Source organism: Streptomyces sp. LS-MS-L19, assembly GCF_058382285.1.
Genome location: NZ_JBYCLL010000001.1, coordinates 7204035 through 7220263 on the forward strand (window position 1 = coordinate 7204035; position 16229 = coordinate 7220263).

At 66.2% G+C, this 16229-nt stretch carries 15 protein-coding genes; all 15 read left to right on the forward strand.

Annotated features, from left to right (window positions below):
• Window position 1: 1 nt before the first annotated feature.
• The 15 genes from AC2XR2_RS32255 to AC2XR2_RS32325 all read left to right on the forward strand — a co-directional run bounded on the left by AC2XR2_RS32255 (window position 2) and on the right by AC2XR2_RS32325 (window position 16174).
• A complete protein-coding gene (locus tag AC2XR2_RS32255; RefSeq protein ID WP_007385064.1) occupies window positions 2-322 on the forward strand; it encodes a WXG100 family type VII secretion target in 321 nt (106 codons plus the stop codon).
• A 67-nt stretch (window positions 323-389) separates the two neighbouring features.
• Window positions 390-683, forward strand: coding sequence for a WXG100 family type VII secretion target (locus tag AC2XR2_RS32260; RefSeq protein WP_007385065.1), 294 nt, complete (start codon window positions 390-392; stop codon window positions 681-683).
• Between the two features lie 188 nt (window positions 684-871).
• Window positions 872-2164 carry a type VII secretion-associated serine protease mycosin gene (mycP, locus tag AC2XR2_RS32265; RefSeq protein ID WP_381304639.1) on the forward strand — a complete coding sequence of 431 codons (1293 nt, stop codon included), beginning with the start codon at window positions 872-874 and terminating at the stop codon, window positions 2162-2164.
• Window positions 2165-2169: 5 nt separating this feature from the next.
• Window positions 2170-2484 (forward strand): WXG100 family type VII secretion target, encoded by a 315-nt coding sequence (locus AC2XR2_RS32270; protein WP_020122655.1) that lies wholly within the window; start codon window positions 2170-2172, stop codon window positions 2482-2484.
• 39 nt (window positions 2485-2523) lie between these two features.
• Window positions 2524-3951 carry a WXG100 family type VII secretion target gene (locus AC2XR2_RS32275; RefSeq protein ID WP_449348494.1) on the forward strand — a complete coding sequence of 476 codons (1428 nt, stop codon included), beginning with the start codon at window positions 2524-2526 and terminating at the stop codon, window positions 3949-3951.
• An 89-nt stretch (window positions 3952-4040) separates the two neighbouring features.
• On the forward strand, window positions 4041-5348 hold the full coding sequence (mycP, locus tag AC2XR2_RS32280; RefSeq protein WP_491516953.1) for a type VII secretion-associated serine protease mycosin: 1308 nt from the start codon (window positions 4041-4043) through the stop codon (window positions 5346-5348).
• 96 nt (window positions 5349-5444) lie between these two features.
• Window positions 5445-6788, forward strand: coding sequence for a type VII secretion-associated serine protease mycosin (gene mycP / locus AC2XR2_RS32285; protein ID WP_491516954.1), 1344 nt, complete (start codon window positions 5445-5447; stop codon window positions 6786-6788).
• Window positions 6789-7311: 523 nt separating this feature from the next.
• Window positions 7312-8088: a hypothetical protein gene (locus tag AC2XR2_RS32290; RefSeq protein WP_491516955.1), complete on the forward strand. Its 777-nt coding sequence runs from the start codon at window positions 7312-7314 to the stop codon at window positions 8086-8088.
• A gap of 409 nt (window positions 8089-8497) precedes the next feature.
• Window positions 8498-8872, forward strand: a complete 375-nt coding sequence (locus AC2XR2_RS32295; RefSeq protein ID WP_381304655.1) for a hypothetical protein — start codon at window positions 8498-8500, stop codon at window positions 8870-8872.
• Between the two features lie 92 nt (window positions 8873-8964).
• Window positions 8965-11160 (forward strand): DUF6571 family protein, encoded by a 2196-nt coding sequence (locus AC2XR2_RS32300; RefSeq protein ID WP_491516956.1) that lies wholly within the window; start codon window positions 8965-8967, stop codon window positions 11158-11160.
• A complete protein-coding gene (locus tag AC2XR2_RS32305; RefSeq protein ID WP_491516957.1) occupies window positions 11157-11819 on the forward strand; it encodes a hypothetical protein in 663 nt (220 codons plus the stop codon). The genes AC2XR2_RS32300 and AC2XR2_RS32305 overlap by 4 nt, the downstream gene beginning before the upstream one ends.
• Before the next feature lie 79 nt (window positions 11820-11898).
• Entirely contained in the window at window positions 11899-12894 is a 996-nt protein-coding gene (locus tag AC2XR2_RS32310) for a hypothetical protein (RefSeq protein WP_491516958.1), read from the forward strand.
• Between the two features lie 327 nt (window positions 12895-13221).
• Window positions 13222-13599 carry a hypothetical protein gene (locus tag AC2XR2_RS32315; RefSeq protein ID WP_491516959.1) on the forward strand — a complete coding sequence of 126 codons (378 nt, stop codon included), beginning with the start codon at window positions 13222-13224 and terminating at the stop codon, window positions 13597-13599.
• Window positions 13596-14726 carry a WXG100 family type VII secretion target gene (locus AC2XR2_RS32320; protein ID WP_491516960.1) on the forward strand — a complete coding sequence of 377 codons (1131 nt, stop codon included), beginning with the start codon at window positions 13596-13598 and terminating at the stop codon, window positions 14724-14726. Before AC2XR2_RS32315 ends, AC2XR2_RS32320 begins: the two co-directional genes overlap by 4 nt.
• Before the next feature lie 26 nt (window positions 14727-14752).
• Window positions 14753-16174: a hypothetical protein gene (locus AC2XR2_RS32325; RefSeq protein WP_491516961.1), complete on the forward strand. Its 1422-nt coding sequence runs from the start codon at window positions 14753-14755 to the stop codon at window positions 16172-16174.
• The last annotated feature ends 55 nt before the right edge of the window (window positions 16175-16229 follow it).

Consider the following 16229-nt stretch of genomic DNA (forward strand, 5'->3'; position numbering starts at 1 on the left):
CATGGCTGGACAGCAGTTCACCATGACCGAGGAGGAGATGGTCGCGTTCAGCGGCAAGATCTCCTCGGTCAACTCCTCGATCCAGGGCGAAATCTCCCGCCTGCAGACCGTGATCGACACGATCACGGGCGGCTGGAAGGGCTCGGCGGCCACCGCGTACAACAACCTGCAGTCGCAGGTGAACCAGGATGCCAACAAGATCAACCAGATCTTGAACGACATCAAGGAAGCGATCGACCAGAGCACCAAGGCCTACGCGGCTTCGGAAGAGGAGCAGCGCGCGTCCATCCAGAACATCGCTGCCTCGTCCCCCTTCGGATGATCGGACCCGTGCGCCTCGGCGCACGTCCGTGATCGACCATCCATACATCTGAGGAGACACAGAAGAGATGTCCGGGCAGATTCTTGTAAATTTCGCCACGATCTCCCAGGCCGCGCAGGACGTCCGCAGCACCGCGGGCAAGATCCGTACGCAGCTTGACGAGCTCGAGAGCGGCGTGAAGCGCATCTCCGCCAGCTGGGAAGGCTCGGCGCAGGAGTCCTACCGCGCCAAGCAGGCCGAGTGGGACCAGCGCGCCGCCTCCATGCAGCAGACGCTGGAGGCCATCGCCAAGGCCCTCGACAGCGCCGCCCAGAACTACCAGGCGACCGAGTCGAAGAACGCCCAGATCTGGGGCGGCTGACGTGACCGTCTGATGGGGGCGAGTGTGCGACAGCGCGCTCGCCCCCATCGGCGGTTCACGGGGCGTGTGGACTTTCCGGCTGATAGCCGGGTCATCGGCGCAAGTCGAGTCATCGGCTCATAGTCGGGTGACCGGCTCGTAGCCGGTCCATGCGCCCCGTACAGAAACAAAACGGGAGGACGTAACAAGTGGGATCCGGGGCATCGCGCGCCGCGCGTCGGAGCGCCGCAGGCACCGCCGCCCTGGCGGTCCTCGCCTGTGGGCTGCCCTTCGCGGGCGCCGCGCCGGCAGCCGCCGCGGACCGGGTGCGGACCGTCTTGGCCGACGACGACGTGCGCTTCCAGGTCGACGACACCAGCTGCTCGTTCCCGTCCGACGTCATCAAGGGAACCCCCTGGTCGCTTCAGCGCGTGGTCCTCGACCAGTTGTGGCAGGACACCAGGGGCAAGGGTGTCAAGGTCGCCGTCATCGACACCGGCGTGGACACCGTCAACGCACAGCTCAAGACGGCCGTCGCCAACGGCAAGGACTACCTGCACGCGGGCGGCAACGGCAAGACCGACAAGGTCGGCCACGGCACCAAGGTGGCGGGCATCATCGCAGCCCGGAAGCTCGACGGCACCGGTTTCGTCGGCCTGGCCCCGGAAGCGACGATCATCCCGATCCGCCAGAACGACGACCAGGGCAGCGGCAATGTCGGCACCATGATGGACGCCATCAGGTGGGCGGCCTCGCAGGGCGCCAAGGTCATCAACATCTCGCAGGACACCGCGTCGAAGATGAACCCGACGGTCGACGCCGCCTTCCGTTCGGCGATCGAGTTCGCCCAGTCGAAGGACGCGCTGATCGTGGCCGCGGCCGGCAACGACGGTGCGGACGGCACGGTCAAGGAGACCTACCCGGCGGCGTACCCCGGCGTCCTCGCGGTCGCCGCCTCGGACCGGAACAACGCCCGCGCCCCCTTCTCCCAGTCGGGTCCTTTCGTGGGCGTCGCGGCACCGGGCATCGACATGGTCTCGACCGTCCCGGTGGGCGGCAACTGCGTCGACCAGGGCACGAGTTTCGCGGCGCCGTACGTCTCGGGAGTCGCCGCCCTGATCCGCGCCAAGCACCCGGACTGGGGCTACAAGCAGGTCATCACCCAGATCGAGCAGACGGCGGACCGGACCAAGGCGGGCCGTGACGACTTCGTGGGCTGGGGCGTGGTCGACCCGACCGCAGCGGTCAACGACGACACCACGGAGCCCTCGGCCGACGGCCCCAAGCCGGACTCGGCCGGCCCCGTGGGCGACGCGGCCGACGTCCAGGCCGCGACACTGGTCCTCGGCGAGACCGAACAGCAACGAACGGAACGGTACGCGCTGTACGTGGTCGCCGCCGGGTTCGCCCTGGTGCTGCTGCTGTTCGGAGGCGGCCGGGTTCTCGGCGACTGGCGGCGCAAGCAGGGTGTGGGTAACAACGTGGAGTCAACGGGGAGCTGAGCATTATGGCTGAGCAGTACAAGGTCGATCTCAGTGAGATCGAGGGGACGATCACCAAGCTGAACGGCGTCATCAGAGACATGACGACGTCCAAGTCGAGCTGCATGGGCAACACGTACCTGCCGCAGGGCGCGTTGGGGACGGGCTTCGGTGAGGCCAAGGCGCTGTACGACGCGCACGAAGCGATGAAGGAGCGTCTCTACGAGATCGTCGCGCACCTGGAAGACGTGCTGGACGACTTCGGGAAGAAGACGAAGAGGACGCATGACGCGTTCAGCGACGCTGAGGCGGAGAACTATGCGGCGTTCAACAGGAAGTAACGGGATGTCCTGCTACGTGGGTATGAGGGGGCTGTAGACATGGGCGACAAGGACATCGACGACTTCGAGTACGTCGAGACGAACCAGTGCATTTCGGCGAAGCACACCACGCCGTTCGGGCTGAACTACGACATGGACCAGATGAAGGACATGGTCCGTGACGCCGATCCGGGCACGGTGAACCGGGTGGCGGCGGCGTGGGACGCCCTGAGCAAGGACCTCGTCGGTCCCGGAGGGATCAAGGAGAGCCTCGACGCGGCTGTCGAGCACGTACTCGCCCACTGGGAGGGCCAGAGCGCGGATCTGTTCCGCCAGCGGGCGCAGGTGATCGGCCAGAAACTCACCGACAGCTCGAAGTACGCCTCCCACACCTCGACGTCCCTCAAGGGCGCCGCCGCGACACTCGCGCAGATCAAGCCCGAGATCATGGCGATGGAGAAGCCGGGCAAGGTCTCCAGCGCCCTCGACTACATCGGCAACATGGGCGACCGCGACGACTCGGGCGCGAACAACGCCCTCAAGAGCGGCGAAAGCTCGCAGGCGGCCCTCGACGGGAACGCGGGCAGCCTGTCGGAGGGGCGCGAGGCGCAGCTTCGGATGGCTGTGAAGATGGAGGCGTTGGGGGCGGCTTATAACAGTCGGGCTGCGGAGATGGGGCAATTCAAGCCTTCACCCAAACCCGGGACAGGCACCATCAGCGATGGTGATGATTGGCCGGGCGAGCCCGGTGGGGTTGCACCTGCGCCCGTAATCGTGCCGACGGAGACCACTCCTCGCAGCCCGAGAGGCGCAACCTCGAGCACAGCTCGCAGTGGGCAGGTTGGCACGATCGGCTCCTCGAAGCCAGTGACTCCGCCTTCTGGTATTACGGGTGGCGCACACAAGCCGACCACGACGCAGCCTCAAGTCAATACTGCGATCGACGGCATTTCCGGTGGTCGTGCAGGTGCGCCTGTGACTGGCGGTGTCGGCGCGGTCGGAGGCGGAACCACTGGTGGAGGCGGCGTCGGCGGTAGCGCTGGCTTTGTCGGAGGTGCTGTTGGCGGAGTGGCTGGATCCGGTGCAGTTCGCGGTGGCATGGTCGGTCGGGCCGGTGCCGGTGCCGGTGCCAGCGCCGGCACCGGTGGCATGGCAGGCCGCGCTGGCGGCGTAGGCGGTTCGGGTGCGACGGGTGCGGCTGGGCGAGTCGGAGGATCGGCTCGGGGTGGCGTAGTCGGCGGCGCGCCCAAGTCCGGTGCGGGTGCGGGCAGGGGCACGGCCGGCGGTTCGGGTCTGCACAGCAGCCGGGGTGCTGCAGGAAAGGGAGCCAGCGCTGTCCGTAAGGGCGGCATCGCGGGCGCGCCCGGTTCGCGCGCTGGTCGCCGCAAGGAAGACGAGCAGCACGAGGGCGAGCGTCCTGACTACTTGGTCGAGGACGAGGAGACGTGGACTCCGCAGACCAACGTGGCTCCTCGCGTGATTGAGTAGTCGCTCAGTGCTTACGGGCACGTGACAGGATGCGTGGGCGTGGCTTCCGGGCCACGCCCACGCTCGGTACTGGGAGAGGGAAGACGGAAATGGCCTTCAGGCGAATGGCATGCGCACTGAGCGCCACAGCACTGACTGGCGCGCTGGTCCTGGCAATGGCTCCTACTGCTTCTGCTGACCAGACCAGACAGGCTCAGTGGGCTCTGCAGACGCTGCAGGCCGAGTCCGCATGGAAGATCTCCGAAGGTAAAGGTGTCACGGTTGCCGTAATTGACACTGGCGTGAATGCCGAGCATGTGGATCTGAAGGGAAACGTCCTAAAGGGAAAAGACTTCAGTGACGGCGACGACGATGCATCGCCCGAAGCTTCTGAGGAAGACCCCTCGCACGGCACTGAGATGGCTGCCGTTATTGCAGGCCATGGCCACGGACCTAACGACACTGACGGCGTGATGGGGTTGGCCCCAGAAGCCAAGATTTTGCCGATCAGGGACGACACCGAGCGCGACTTCAGTTTCGCTGATGAAATTCGCTACGCTGTGGATCAGGGCGCCTCAATCATCAACATTTCGGGATTCACAACCCAAGACAGTGCAGCCGACCGTGCCGCCATTTCCTATGCATTGGAACGCGATGTCTTGGTCGTAGCTGGTTCTGGAAACCAGAACAAGGACCCGCAGATTCAATACCCTGCAAAGTATCCTGGCGTTTTGGCTGTCGGGGGAGTGACACAGGACGGGGCGATCTGGGATGGGTCAAACAGTGGCCCCGAGGTTCTACTGTCTGCTCCCGCCACTCGGATTGTGAGTGCTGGATGGCCCGGTAATAAGCTCCGTATCTCCGACGGAACCTCAAACTCGACCGCATTTGTTTCCGCTGCCGCAGCGTTGTTGCGATCGAAGTATCCTGATCTGACCGCCGGGCAAATCGCAAATCGCCTGGTCAAGACTGCTGTGCTTCCTTCTTCGGTAAAGGGCGCCTCTCTTCCTGACGAGAAGTACGGGTACGGAGAAATTCGGCCACTAGCGGCCTTGTCGGAGACTATCCCCGCCGGGTCGAAGTACGGCCCGCTCAAGGTTACTGGTGCAGGTGCTGAAAGCCCGTCTGCAGCTGCGACAGCTGGCCCGTCCGAGACCGAGCAAGCTGCCGAAAAGGAAAAGGCAGACCAGAAGCAAATGATCTTCTTCGTCGTCCTGGGTGTCATCGCCCTGGTCGTGGTCGGCATCATCGTGCTTCTGATCGTGAAGCTGTCCCGGCGCAACAAGAACAACAACGGTGGGCCCGGCGGCCCGGGAGCGTACCCACAGTACGGACAGCAGCCCTTCCCGCCGCAGCAACAGAACCCGTACCAGCAGCAGCCCACCCCGCCCCAGTCGCAGTGGCCGCCGCAGCAGTAGTGGTTTCGGGCTTCATCAGTGCTGATAGTGGCTTTGCCTGCGTGGGCGTGGCTTCCGGGCCACGCCCACGTTCAGTAACCGGATAGGGAAGACGGAATGGCTTTGAAGCGAACGGTGCATGCGTTGGGTGCCATGGCGCTGACTGGCGCGCTGATTCTTGGCGTAGCGCCCGCTGCTTCCGCCGACCAGACAAGACGTGATCAGTGGGCACTGGACGCGCTTCAAGCCGGATCCGCCTGGAAGGTCTCGAAAGGTAAAGGAGTAACGGTCGCAGTCATCGACGACGGGGTCAACGCCGAGCACCAGGACCTTGAGGGCAACGTGCTCCAAGGCAAGGATTTTGTCGATGGTGACAATGATGCGTCCCCGACAGATGACGATCATGGTACGGGGATGGCCTCCATCATCGCTGGACACGGTCATGGGGCAGGAGCGGCAGATGGCGTCATCGGGCTTGCACCAGAAGCTAAGATCCTTCCAATCCGCGTAAACCTGGAGCATGGATCCGGATTCGCAGATGAGATTCGTTATGCGGTGGATCATGGAGCGCAAGTCATCAATATCTCCATGACCCTCGTAGACTCTCGATACGAAAATAGTGGTTCGCCCGAGGATCTCGCGGCCGTTTCTTACGCGCTCGACAAGGACGTCTTGATCGTGGCTGGCGCGGGGAATGATGGGATCGGTCCCGATCTCCCGTTCCCGGCCAATGCTGCCGGCGTTGTGGCTGTCGGCGGTGTGGACAAGTCTGGTAAATACTGGGCAAATTCGAACTATGGCCCTAAGGTTATGCTTACCGCACCCGCTACACGTATCGTGACGGCGGGGGCTCCAGGAAACAGGCTACGGATCGGTGACGGTACGTCGGATTCGACTGCTTTCGTATCGGCTGCTGCCGCCTTGTTGAGGTCAAAGTTTCCTGACCTTACGGCAGGGCAAATCGCCAATCGCCTTGTGAAGACCGCGGTCCTCCCGGATTCTGCGAAGGGCATCTCTCTCCCCGACGAGAAGTACGGCTACGGAGAAATCCGCCCTCTCGCCGCGCTGACGGAAAGCATCCCCGTCGGCTCGAAGTACGGCCCTCTCGCCGCCCCGGGGTCGGATAACCCGTCCGCTGCCGCAAGCACCGGTACATCCGACACTGAATCCGCGGCAGAGAAAGAGAAGGCAGACCAGAAGCAGATGATCTTCTTCGTTGTTCTCGGTGTCATTGCCCTGGTCGTGGTAGGCCTCATCGTCCTGTTGATCGTGAAGCTGTCCCGGCGTAACAAGAACAACAACAACGGTGGGCCCGGCGGTCCGGGCGCGTACCCGCAGTACGGCCAGCAGTCCTTCCCGCCGCAGCAGAACCCCTACCAGCAGCCTGTCTCGCCGCAGCAACAGAATCCGTACCAGCAGCAGCCCACTCCGCCCCAGTCGCAGTGGCCGCCGCAGCAGTAACCGCAGGATCGGTCCCGCGCGGATCCTGATCCTCATGTGTGGGCGCAAAGATGTCTGACCATCTTTGCGCCCACCCCACGTTTTCGGGCAGGCCCGGAAGCGTTAGCACCCGCCTCTCCAGCACCTGCCCGATCGACATCACCACACCGTCCCAGCAGCCGGTCCCGGGAATCACCCGTCGCGCAAACGTACGGCGGCGATAGGGCTGGTGGCGGCGATCCCTGGCAGCCTGGAACCCCCTCGTCTGCTTCGCGCCCTAGCCTCCGCGTGGAAACACGGCGCGGGTCACGTGAATTATTGGTGTCGCCTCGCTCCAGCCCCCGGCCTTCACCCCCCTTTCGCGGTTTGGGCACCCAAGCAGACTCCGCTAAACTGCGGCAGCTCATCGGCAGCTCGGCGTGACGCCTCGGAGGAATTCGGGCGCAACTCCGCCTCCAGAGGGCCGATTTGGAGTGCCGGGTGACTTCTTGCTTAGATGATCAAGAACGTTCGTCCGTAATCAGGAATTGCCACGGGGGTATTCGTGCGCACGCATGTCCAACCAATTCGCCATGTCGCCGCCGCACTGTTCTGCGCAGCCGCACTGACGTCGCTCACCGCCTGCAACAGCGGCAGCGACAGCGACGCCGTGAAGTCGAAGTCCGCCGCCGGATCCGCGCCGTCCAAGGGGGCGGACGCCAGTCCCGTCGCCAAGTCGAACGGCATCGACAAGCTCTCCGCCAAGGAGATCTACGACACCGGCATGAAGACCAACGCCGAAGCGGGGTCCTTCCACGAGAAGATGGAGCGGGAGGGGACCAAGAGTGACCTCCGGCTCTCCGCCACGGAATGTGTGGGAAGTGTCGAGATTTCGGGGAAGGGTTCTTTCGAGATCATCCGAAAGGGCGACGACATCTGGGCCAAGCCCGATTCGACGTTCGCCGAAGGTATGAACTCGGCGCTCGGCGAGAAGTCGTTCTCCACCGAGAAGTGGACCCACGGCCCCTCGAGCAACCCGCTCATGGCGAAGCTCGCCAGCTGGTGTCACCAGGAGCAGGTCACCGCCCCCGACACGCTCGACGCCGGCAGCAAGGCGACCAAGGGGCAGGTCACCACAGTGGACGGGCAGTCGGCGGTGCCGGTTGTTCTGGCGGAGAAGGGGGAGTCCGTCACGTGGTACGTGGCGACCACCGGCAAGCCGTACTTCATCAAGCAGGACAGCACACGCGCTGACATGCAGGACCTCACGGACGACGGCTTCGGCCAGTCGGTGGGGGCGAAGGCGCCGACCGGCGCGGTCGTGGAGGCCCCGGCGGGCTGAACCACGGTGAGGGCTGACGGCTCGACGGGCAGGAACTCGTCGGGCCGTTCGCATGTGCATCCCCAGTTCATCCACAGTGCATCGCCGGTGCGTCCCTGGTGCATCCCCAAGTGGGTCTCCAGCGCATCGCCAGCGCGTCCCACAGTGCGGCCAACGGTGGTTCCCGGAAAGGAAGATCCGGTATCTTCGGCCTGCTGATTGGCATGTCCGTGCCTGGGTCGCCGAGGCGGGGCCGGGCGGAGTGGGCGCCTCACTGTCGTACGGATGCAACGCGCCCCGTCGTCGAGTGAGCGAACCCGGACTGCCCACCACTTTCACAACGGGGATGGGACAAGGGATGAGTACTCCCTTCGATGGGCCACAACAGGGTGGAACCTCTCAGGCGACGCCGCGGACGCGGCTGAACTCCGTGCCCGCCGAGGGTGGGGGAGGCGGCGGTGGCGGTGGTACCAACGTCGACACCCAGCGCCTCGACGAAGCCGCCAATGCCCTCGTCGAACTGCGCGGTGACACCGAGAACGCCGACAACGGCGCCGACGACGACTGCCTCAGCGCCTCCCGGGGGCTGAACAAGCACACGGCCGGCGGGATGGCCGAGGGCGGGTCATGGGCGACCGCCGGCTCCCTGGTGACCATGGACGTCCGCTGGGGCTCCCAGGTCCTCAACCTCAAGCGCCTCCTCCAGGACATCAGCGACAAGCTCCACGCCACCAGCGGGCACTACACCCGCACCGAGCAGGAGGAGCGGGCCCGGCAGAACTCGATCAGCACGCCCTTCGGGTGAGCCGACCCCCGGGCCGGTAGCGGTAGCCGTACCGCCGCGCCCGGGCGAGCCGTCGAGTCGTACCGGAACCCCTTCACAAGGAGCAGTCGCACATGGTGTCCATCCCCTACCTCGACAAGGCCGACCTCGGCCCGCTGGCCGACGCCGCCGCGTCCTGGTCGGCTCTGCCGGCCAAGTACGAAGCGTTGCAGCGGGAGTTCGAGCAGCGGGTCGTCAACCACCTCAAGGGTCACTGGGACGGTGACGCGGCCGACGCCGCGTTCGTCACCATGGGCAAGGCCCGCACCGAGTACGAGAACGCTGCCACCGAGGCGGAGCGCGTCGGCAAGCTGCTGCGGGACGCGCACGGCGAATTCGCCGCGTCCCAGAAGCAGTTGCACGCGCTGCTCGACGAGGCCCGCAACGATCACTACAAGGTGTACGACGACGGCCGCGTCGAGGACGTCGACCCGCGGCAGGACAGCCCGACCGCGTCCGCCTCGCCGGGCCTCGCCGAGGAGCGCAAGAAGAAGCTGGACTCGCTCGTCTCCCGGCTGACGCGGGTCCTGGAGGTGGCCACCGCCGCCGACGAGGCCGCCAGTTCGGCTCTGGAGCGCGACGCCAACGGCGACAACCAGTCCTTCAACACCAGCGTCTACACCACGCTCGACGCCGTCGAGGCCGACCAGGCGTCCGCGCTGATGAACAAGAAGGGCCGTCTCACCGACGCCGAGATCACCAAACTGAACCTGCTTCTCTCCGCCAACAGGAACGACCCTGAGTTCTCACGGGAGTTCGCGGTCAAGACCGGCGGCGAGAACATGCTCAGCAAGTACAACGAGCTCATGAGCCCACCGGCCGGCACCACGCTCTCCAAGGCACAGCTGGCTCAACTCAAGGAGCTCAAGGCGAACTTGGGCACCACCATCGGTACGGCCACCACCTCGGACGACCACCGCAAGGGCGGCCCCGACCCCGAGATCACCAAGTTCCAGAACGACCTCCTCAAGGCGGGCCAGCGGGACTTCAACGCCAACCCCACCGAGTCGCCGTACGGCCTCAGCGGCTACCAGCTCACCAGCAGCCTGATGAGCGAGGGCAAGTGGGACAAGGACTTCCTCCAGGACTACGGCGACGCGCTGATCACCGCGGAGAAGAACGGCGCCAACGGCGGGCAGAACCCGGATGCCTACTGGGGGTACCCGCGGACACTGGGCTCGACGAACATCGGGGCGCTCGACCCGATGACCGGCTTCATGGACGCTCTGGGGCACAACCCCGACGCCTCCACAGAGTTCCTCACCTCCGACGCCACCATCGACGGCGAGAAGGTGGACCACCTCGACTACCTGCTCAAGGACCGCCACTGGCCCGAGGGGCCGGGGTACACCGGTGACCCCGCCAACCCCAGTGGGTACAACAACCTCGGCCACGCCATGGAATCCGCCACCTCGGGCCGTGCCTTCGACGACGACGGTGCTCCCGTGAAGCACACCGCCGAGCGCGCGGCCCTGATGAAGGAAGTGGTCGACACCATCGGCGGCGATCCCAACCTCGCCAGTGACTCCGGCCGCGACGCGCTCCGCGACAGCCTGGGCAACATGACGGCGGAGTACATGGCGGACGTGCAGGCTTCCATCGCCAACGAACAGGGCACGATCAAGCCTTTCGGGGCGGATGCCCACCTCGACATGGGCACCCTGGAGCCGTTCATCTCCACGGTCGGGCGGGATCCCGACGCCTATGTCGCGATCACTGAGGCGTCCAAGGCCAACACGGCCATTTGGATGCAGGAGGTGGCCAAGGGAGACCCGTCGAACCTGACTGCCGCGATGCAGAATGTCACCTATCCCGGGGGCGTCGTGGCGGGATTTCTCAGCGACTCACGCGATCAGGCCATTTTCGAGGAGCACTCCGCCTCCGACAAGGACTTCAACGACGCCGTGGCCAACGGTGACAAGTGGGTCGGACGTGGTCTTGGTATGGCGGTCGGGGCGGCGACAGGGACGGCCGCACCGATCGTGGGAACGATTGCCGGCTGGGCTGTCGAGGATGTCCAAGCAATGGTGGTGGAACAAGTTCAACAAGACACCACGGATGAGGCCAAGCGGGAAGCGGCTAACAAGTACGCCGAAGGCTGGACTGCGGTCGGCAAGTCCAGTGCTGAATCGGTGAGGGAAGCCGTCGAACACTCGGGTCGGCACATGTCGGACGACGACCTCAGCCAGCTGGCCGGCTCCGTGGAGCAGGCCGCGAAGTCGGGCCATACGGCGGGCGCCACCTGGAACTCCTCAGTGAACGGACGATGATTGCTGTGCTGTCACGCGCTCCTCGGAGAACTCGAAACCTGATCGCAGTCGCCGTTGCCTTGCTGGCCGTGGCAGGTTGCAGCAGTTCGGACAAGCAGACGAACGACGAGAGTAAGCCGGTGTGCGGCGGCAAGCTCGACGGAGAGGCCTTCCAGACGCTGGTCGGCGACGACGGCGTCACCGAGGAGGACGTCGACAAGTTCTCGCCCACTAAGTGGACTGCTGCCGGGTCTTGCTCGGTCTACGGCAAGAAGCACGCCGTGGTTGTCGACTATCTCTTTCACTCGGACACCATCGACAACCTCGACAGGTACAGGTCTCCGGGCCCCTCTACCGTCAAGACCTTCAAGGTGGGGTCGGCTACCGGATTCCTGGAGACGACCAAGGTGCGGGTGGCCAAGGGAAACGTGAACCAGAACCGGGCGTGGCTGGCTCTGCCCTGTGCCATTCCGGGAAAGAAGACGAGCGATCACGCAATGCTTGAGATCGAGGTGAAGGAGCCGCCGCCGGCGCGGACTCTCGACGACGCGCTGACCAATGCGTTCGTCTCTGCCCTGACCATCGCCACGAGCTATCTCGGTGACGATGTCTTCAAGTGCTCGGCGGCTCCCTCGGCAACGCCGTCGGAACCGGCCTCTCCGGGCCCTTCGGGTGGCTGAAGGTGGCAGGGCTCTTGATGGCCGACTCCTCCGGCGCCTCCGAGGTGGGAATGGCCGACGTCGACTGACCGGTTCTGTGGTGGCTCTCGCCCTGCTGGGCGCCGGGTACTACGGATTCCAACTCCAGTACCCGGCGGCCAGGACCGCGCGGGCGTGCAGCGGCATGCTGCCCGTCGGCTCGGTCCTGGATCTCGCGGGAAAGTCCAAGCTCTCCCTGCTCGGTCTGGGATTCGACGTGTCCAGCTGGCAGTTCGACGTGGCGCACGACGTGACCGAGACGGCCGGTCTGGCGACGCGGTGCGCGGTCGACGGCATCGACATCGCCATCGAGACCACGGCCGGCGCCATGAACGCGTACGGCGCCTACCAGGACAACGAGAAGGCCACTCCCGTACCCCTGAACGGCGGGTGGCAGGGGCTCATGGTCGACAAGAACGAGGAGTCGACGGCATCGGTGCTCCTCAGCTGCAAGAACTGGACACCGAAGGAGGGCAGCGGAATCCTCGTGACGGCAGATTCGCCGTACGACGTCGAAGTCACCGAGTCCGTACGCCTCAAGCTCGCCCGGACCGCCGTGGAGACGGCGCAGCGGGCGGCTGACAAGACCGGCTGTGAGTCCGAACCGGGAGAGGCGGGCAAGCTGACCGCTCCGGCGGCAGGCGCCCGCACGGTGTCGGCCGGGGCCGCCACGGGGACCTGCGAGGGGATGACCTCCGCGCCGACCGTGCGCGAGACCGACGCCGCGAAGTCGCCGGTCGAGGAGTGCGTCCTCGGCGGTGACCTGCGACTCGTCGCCGCGTACGGGCCCTTCAGCGATGCGTCGGACGCCGTCGTCAACGGCAAGTACGGCGGTCACGAGACGCCTTCGGGGGTCGACAGCACCACGGCCTGGACGTCGGCCACGTGCCAGGGCGCGCTGGGCGTCGGCTACTACCACGCCACGCCGGTCCAGGGCAGCGACCGGAAGCTCACCTCGGACCCGCTCACCGAGAAGGAGCGGGCGGATCTGGCCCACTTCGCGCAGGAGTCGGCGGCTCGGCACGGCTGCGGCGCACCGGCGGCTCTGCGCTCCTGATCAGGGGCACCGCCGGGCTTTCGTGGTGCTCTGGCGACTCGGCACGTTGCCCCTCGCAGGGCTGCGGTCGCGGTCGCCGGCACTGAACCAACTCGCCTTGTGGGCCAGTTCGCCTCCTCCGCGTGACCGTACCCCGCCGTGTGCGACCCGCCTCGTCGACGGGTCGGCCGCCGACTCCCCCCATGGCGGGATAGTGCTGTCGGTGTCGAAGCAGGGGGCGATCGCGGACGTAGCCTCACCGCGCGCGTTCTCCGCAATGGGCGCTTGCCCGCACTGCGTTGACTCCGTCCTTCCATCGTGTGCAACCCGTGACTCTTCGGTCGGTGCGTGGTTGCGGAAGTGCACGTCAAGATCTCGGAGGACGGGGAGCAGGAGCTGCGTATGGCTGGGAACTTCTACTTGGATGCGCGGGAACTGGGGCAGCTGGCACGCGCGTTCGACACGCGCGCCCATGACCTGGCGATTGCGGTCGAGGCGTTCGAGCGTACGACGGGGGCGGAGCCGATCCATGACGGGTTCGGGTTTCTGACGGAGTCGGAAGAGGTCACGTCGGCCTACGTCGACTTGGCCGCCGGGATGGTCGAGGCATTGGGGAATCTGGCTCGGCAGTTCGATGCGGTGAGTCAGGCCGTACGGGACAACGCGAAGAACTCCGAAGCGGCGGACGACGCCCTCGCCGGGCTGTTCGGGGGCGGGAAGAGTTGAGCGAGGAGAGCGTCGCCGAAAAGGTCTACGAAGCCGGGATCGAGGTCGTGAATCCCGGTGGCCGTCCCGATGTGCTGCGTGCGGCGGCCAGGGGGTGGCGGACCATGGGGGAGGAGCTGGAGGAGGCGTACGGCGGGCTCGACCGGAGGGTGCGAGGTGTCCTCGGTGAGCACTGGCGGGGAGATTCGGCCGAAGCCTTCCACGCGTACTGGCGGAATGTCGGAAAGGCGGTCGAGGCGACCTTGCCGCTCTTCGAACAGGCCGCGAGAGGGCTTGAGAAGGCGGCCGACGACATTGAGGAGATCAATGACGAGATTCATCAGATCTACCTCGAGATCGGGGTCTCGATCGGTGCGTCCGTGTTGCTCTCCTTCGTCACTGTCGGGTTCTCGGCGGCCGCCGGGGCGGCGAATGCGGTGCGCTTGGGTGCGCAGGCCGTGGAGGCGGCCACGAGGTTGGGGCGCTTGCTGGCCGCTGCGGCCCGAATGTTCCAGACCATTCGCACGACGGTGAGGAACAGTAAGTGGCTGAGGCTGGGCGTCGAACTGGGTCTCCAGTGGGCCGCCGGGACCGGGGCCGGTGTCGCGACGAATGTGGCCACCGGCGATGACGCCGACTTAAGGAGCAACGCGGTCAACGGCGTTCTGGGAGCCCTCGGCGGCAGGTTCGTCGCGGGTCGCTTGGCTTCGCAGCTCGGCGGAGGTGTGGTCGCCAATGCTGTCGACGGCGTGGCTGTGGGCGCCTTCTCCTCCGTCGCCGGCGACACCGTCAACAACCTGCGGAGCGGGGACCGGTTCGACGGCTCGCAGATGGCGTTCGGAGCGGTTGCCGGAGGTCTCACCGGGGGAGCGGGGAGCGTGGCTGTTCACCGGGCCACGGACGGGCGAACCCTTTCGGCGGCGCGAAGCCTGACGGGTGATGTCGCCACCAACGTTCCTGTCGGCATCGCGCTCGGTGCGAGCGGCAACCTGTCCAAACACGGTGACGCGGCGGTCAACGGAGATCCCAACGCCGACGACAAGGAGGACCGACCCGGTGCGGCCGACGACACCAGCAGGAGAGCCCGTGACAGTGCGCGGGCCTTGCGGGATCGGCCCGACCCACGGCGTTATGGGGCGTTCGGATGAGTAGCGAGTGGACCGTCGACAAGGCCGTGACCGACATCCGTGCTTACCAGCTCTGCGGGAGGTTCGTCACCGTGGCCGTCCCGCTCGCCCTTGTGGCGCTGACCACCGCCTGGCTGTTCCTGGGAGCACCGGTGCGCACGGCTGTCCTGTGGTTCTCAGTGTCTCTGCTCGCCGCGTCCCTGGTCATCTGGGCGATGGCCGTGCTGCGCGACGGCGGTCGGCGCCGCGGTGAGACCTACGGATGGGCGGTCCGGGCGGCCTCGGCGTCGCCGGGAAGCGGCGACGGCACCGTGCCCCAGCGGATGGATGGCACACGCTGGCTGACGATCCGTTACGGCGGCGCGGTGGTCACTTCCCTCACTCTGATGGCTCTCTGGGTGATGCTCGCCGCATCGGATGCGCGAGGAACAGGCCTGAGCGCGGCGCTGGCCCGCGAAGGCGCGGTGATCGAACGGCGTCCCATCGTGAAGATCGAGAACCAGGACGCGGGCACCAGTCACCGCTCCTCCGCGACAGCCGACTACACCGTCCTGCTTCCCGCATCGGCCGGAGGCAGCAGCGTGCCCGCGACCTTCCGGGCAGACACCAACCGGCGCCAGGGGATCGGTAGCGAGCTGTACGTGGCGTCCGTACCGGAGCGGCCCGAGCTCGGCGCCATCGGCGACGATCAGCTCGCTGAGGTGCAGCGTCAACTCGACGGGCGTGCGGTGGAGTTCGCAAGCGTGTGGGTGATCGGACCTCTGTGGCTACTGGCGACTCTCGCCGCGACCGTGGGCTGGGCCCTGACCGGAAGCGTCCGTCGGCCCTCCCGCACGGTCACCACGGACTGGCGCACCATGCGCGTCACCGTCACCGGCACCGGCACCGGCACCGAAGAGCACACCGAAGTGCCTTTGCCAGGAAGTCCCGAGGCTGTCGACGAGAAGAAGCGCCGGGAGAACACTCGCCGGTTGCAATGCCTCGTGCTGGAATGCCGCGGTCACACGATCCCCTTCCACTCCCAGATGGGAACCGAGGCAGCGGGCGAAGTCCTGTCCGGCGCGCGGGGCCTGCTGCTCTGGCATCCCCGTCAACGCCGAGGCCGTGACGTCCTTGCCGAGTTGGTGGGCGACGACGGCTGGCAACTGCCCGGCGCCGTCCCGGTCCGCGTGGCCGAGGAGGCCGTGGCGCAGGATCTCACCGATCCAGCGCAGCCGGACCCCGAACGGCGGGTCAGGTTGTTGGACCTCGGAGCGGGTTGGCTGGTGACCGCCTCTCTGCCGGGAGTTGCGGGGTTCGCTGTGGCGTTCGGCTGCCTGGCCACCCTGCTGCTCGTCCCGGACAGCGGAGCCTGGCGATGGTGGACCGCCGTGGCGGGCGTGCTCGCTCCGGGCGTCGGCTTCACCGTGCAGGGGGTGGCGAGCATGGATCCCGGGACGGCGGCTCAGGGGCTTCAAGGGAGCCGGTGAACAGGGCCCTTACGCCGCCCGCGAGCCGAAGGCGTCAGCGACCGCCTGCCCCTTC

Coding starts and splice junctions, on each gene's coding strand:
- AC2XR2_RS32305 (WP_491516957.1), top strand. CDS start 11,157: ATGATTGCTGTGCTGTCACGCGCTCCTCGGAGAACTCGAAACCTGATC.
- AC2XR2_RS32255 (WP_007385064.1), top strand. CDS start 2: ATGGCTGGACAGCAGTTCACCATGACCGAGGAGGAGATGGTCGCGTTC.
- AC2XR2_RS32275 (WP_449348494.1), top strand. CDS start 2,524: ATGGGCGACAAGGACATCGACGACTTCGAGTACGTCGAGACGAACCAG.
- AC2XR2_RS32300 (WP_491516956.1), top strand. CDS start 8,965: ATGGTGTCCATCCCCTACCTCGACAAGGCCGACCTCGGCCCGCTGGCC.
- mycP (WP_491516954.1), top strand. CDS start 5,445: ATGGCTTTGAAGCGAACGGTGCATGCGTTGGGTGCCATGGCGCTGACT.
- AC2XR2_RS32270 (WP_020122655.1), top strand. CDS start 2,170: ATGGCTGAGCAGTACAAGGTCGATCTCAGTGAGATCGAGGGGACGATC.
- AC2XR2_RS32260 (WP_007385065.1), top strand. CDS start 390: ATGTCCGGGCAGATTCTTGTAAATTTCGCCACGATCTCCCAGGCCGCG.
- mycP (WP_491516953.1), top strand. CDS start 4,041: ATGGCCTTCAGGCGAATGGCATGCGCACTGAGCGCCACAGCACTGACT.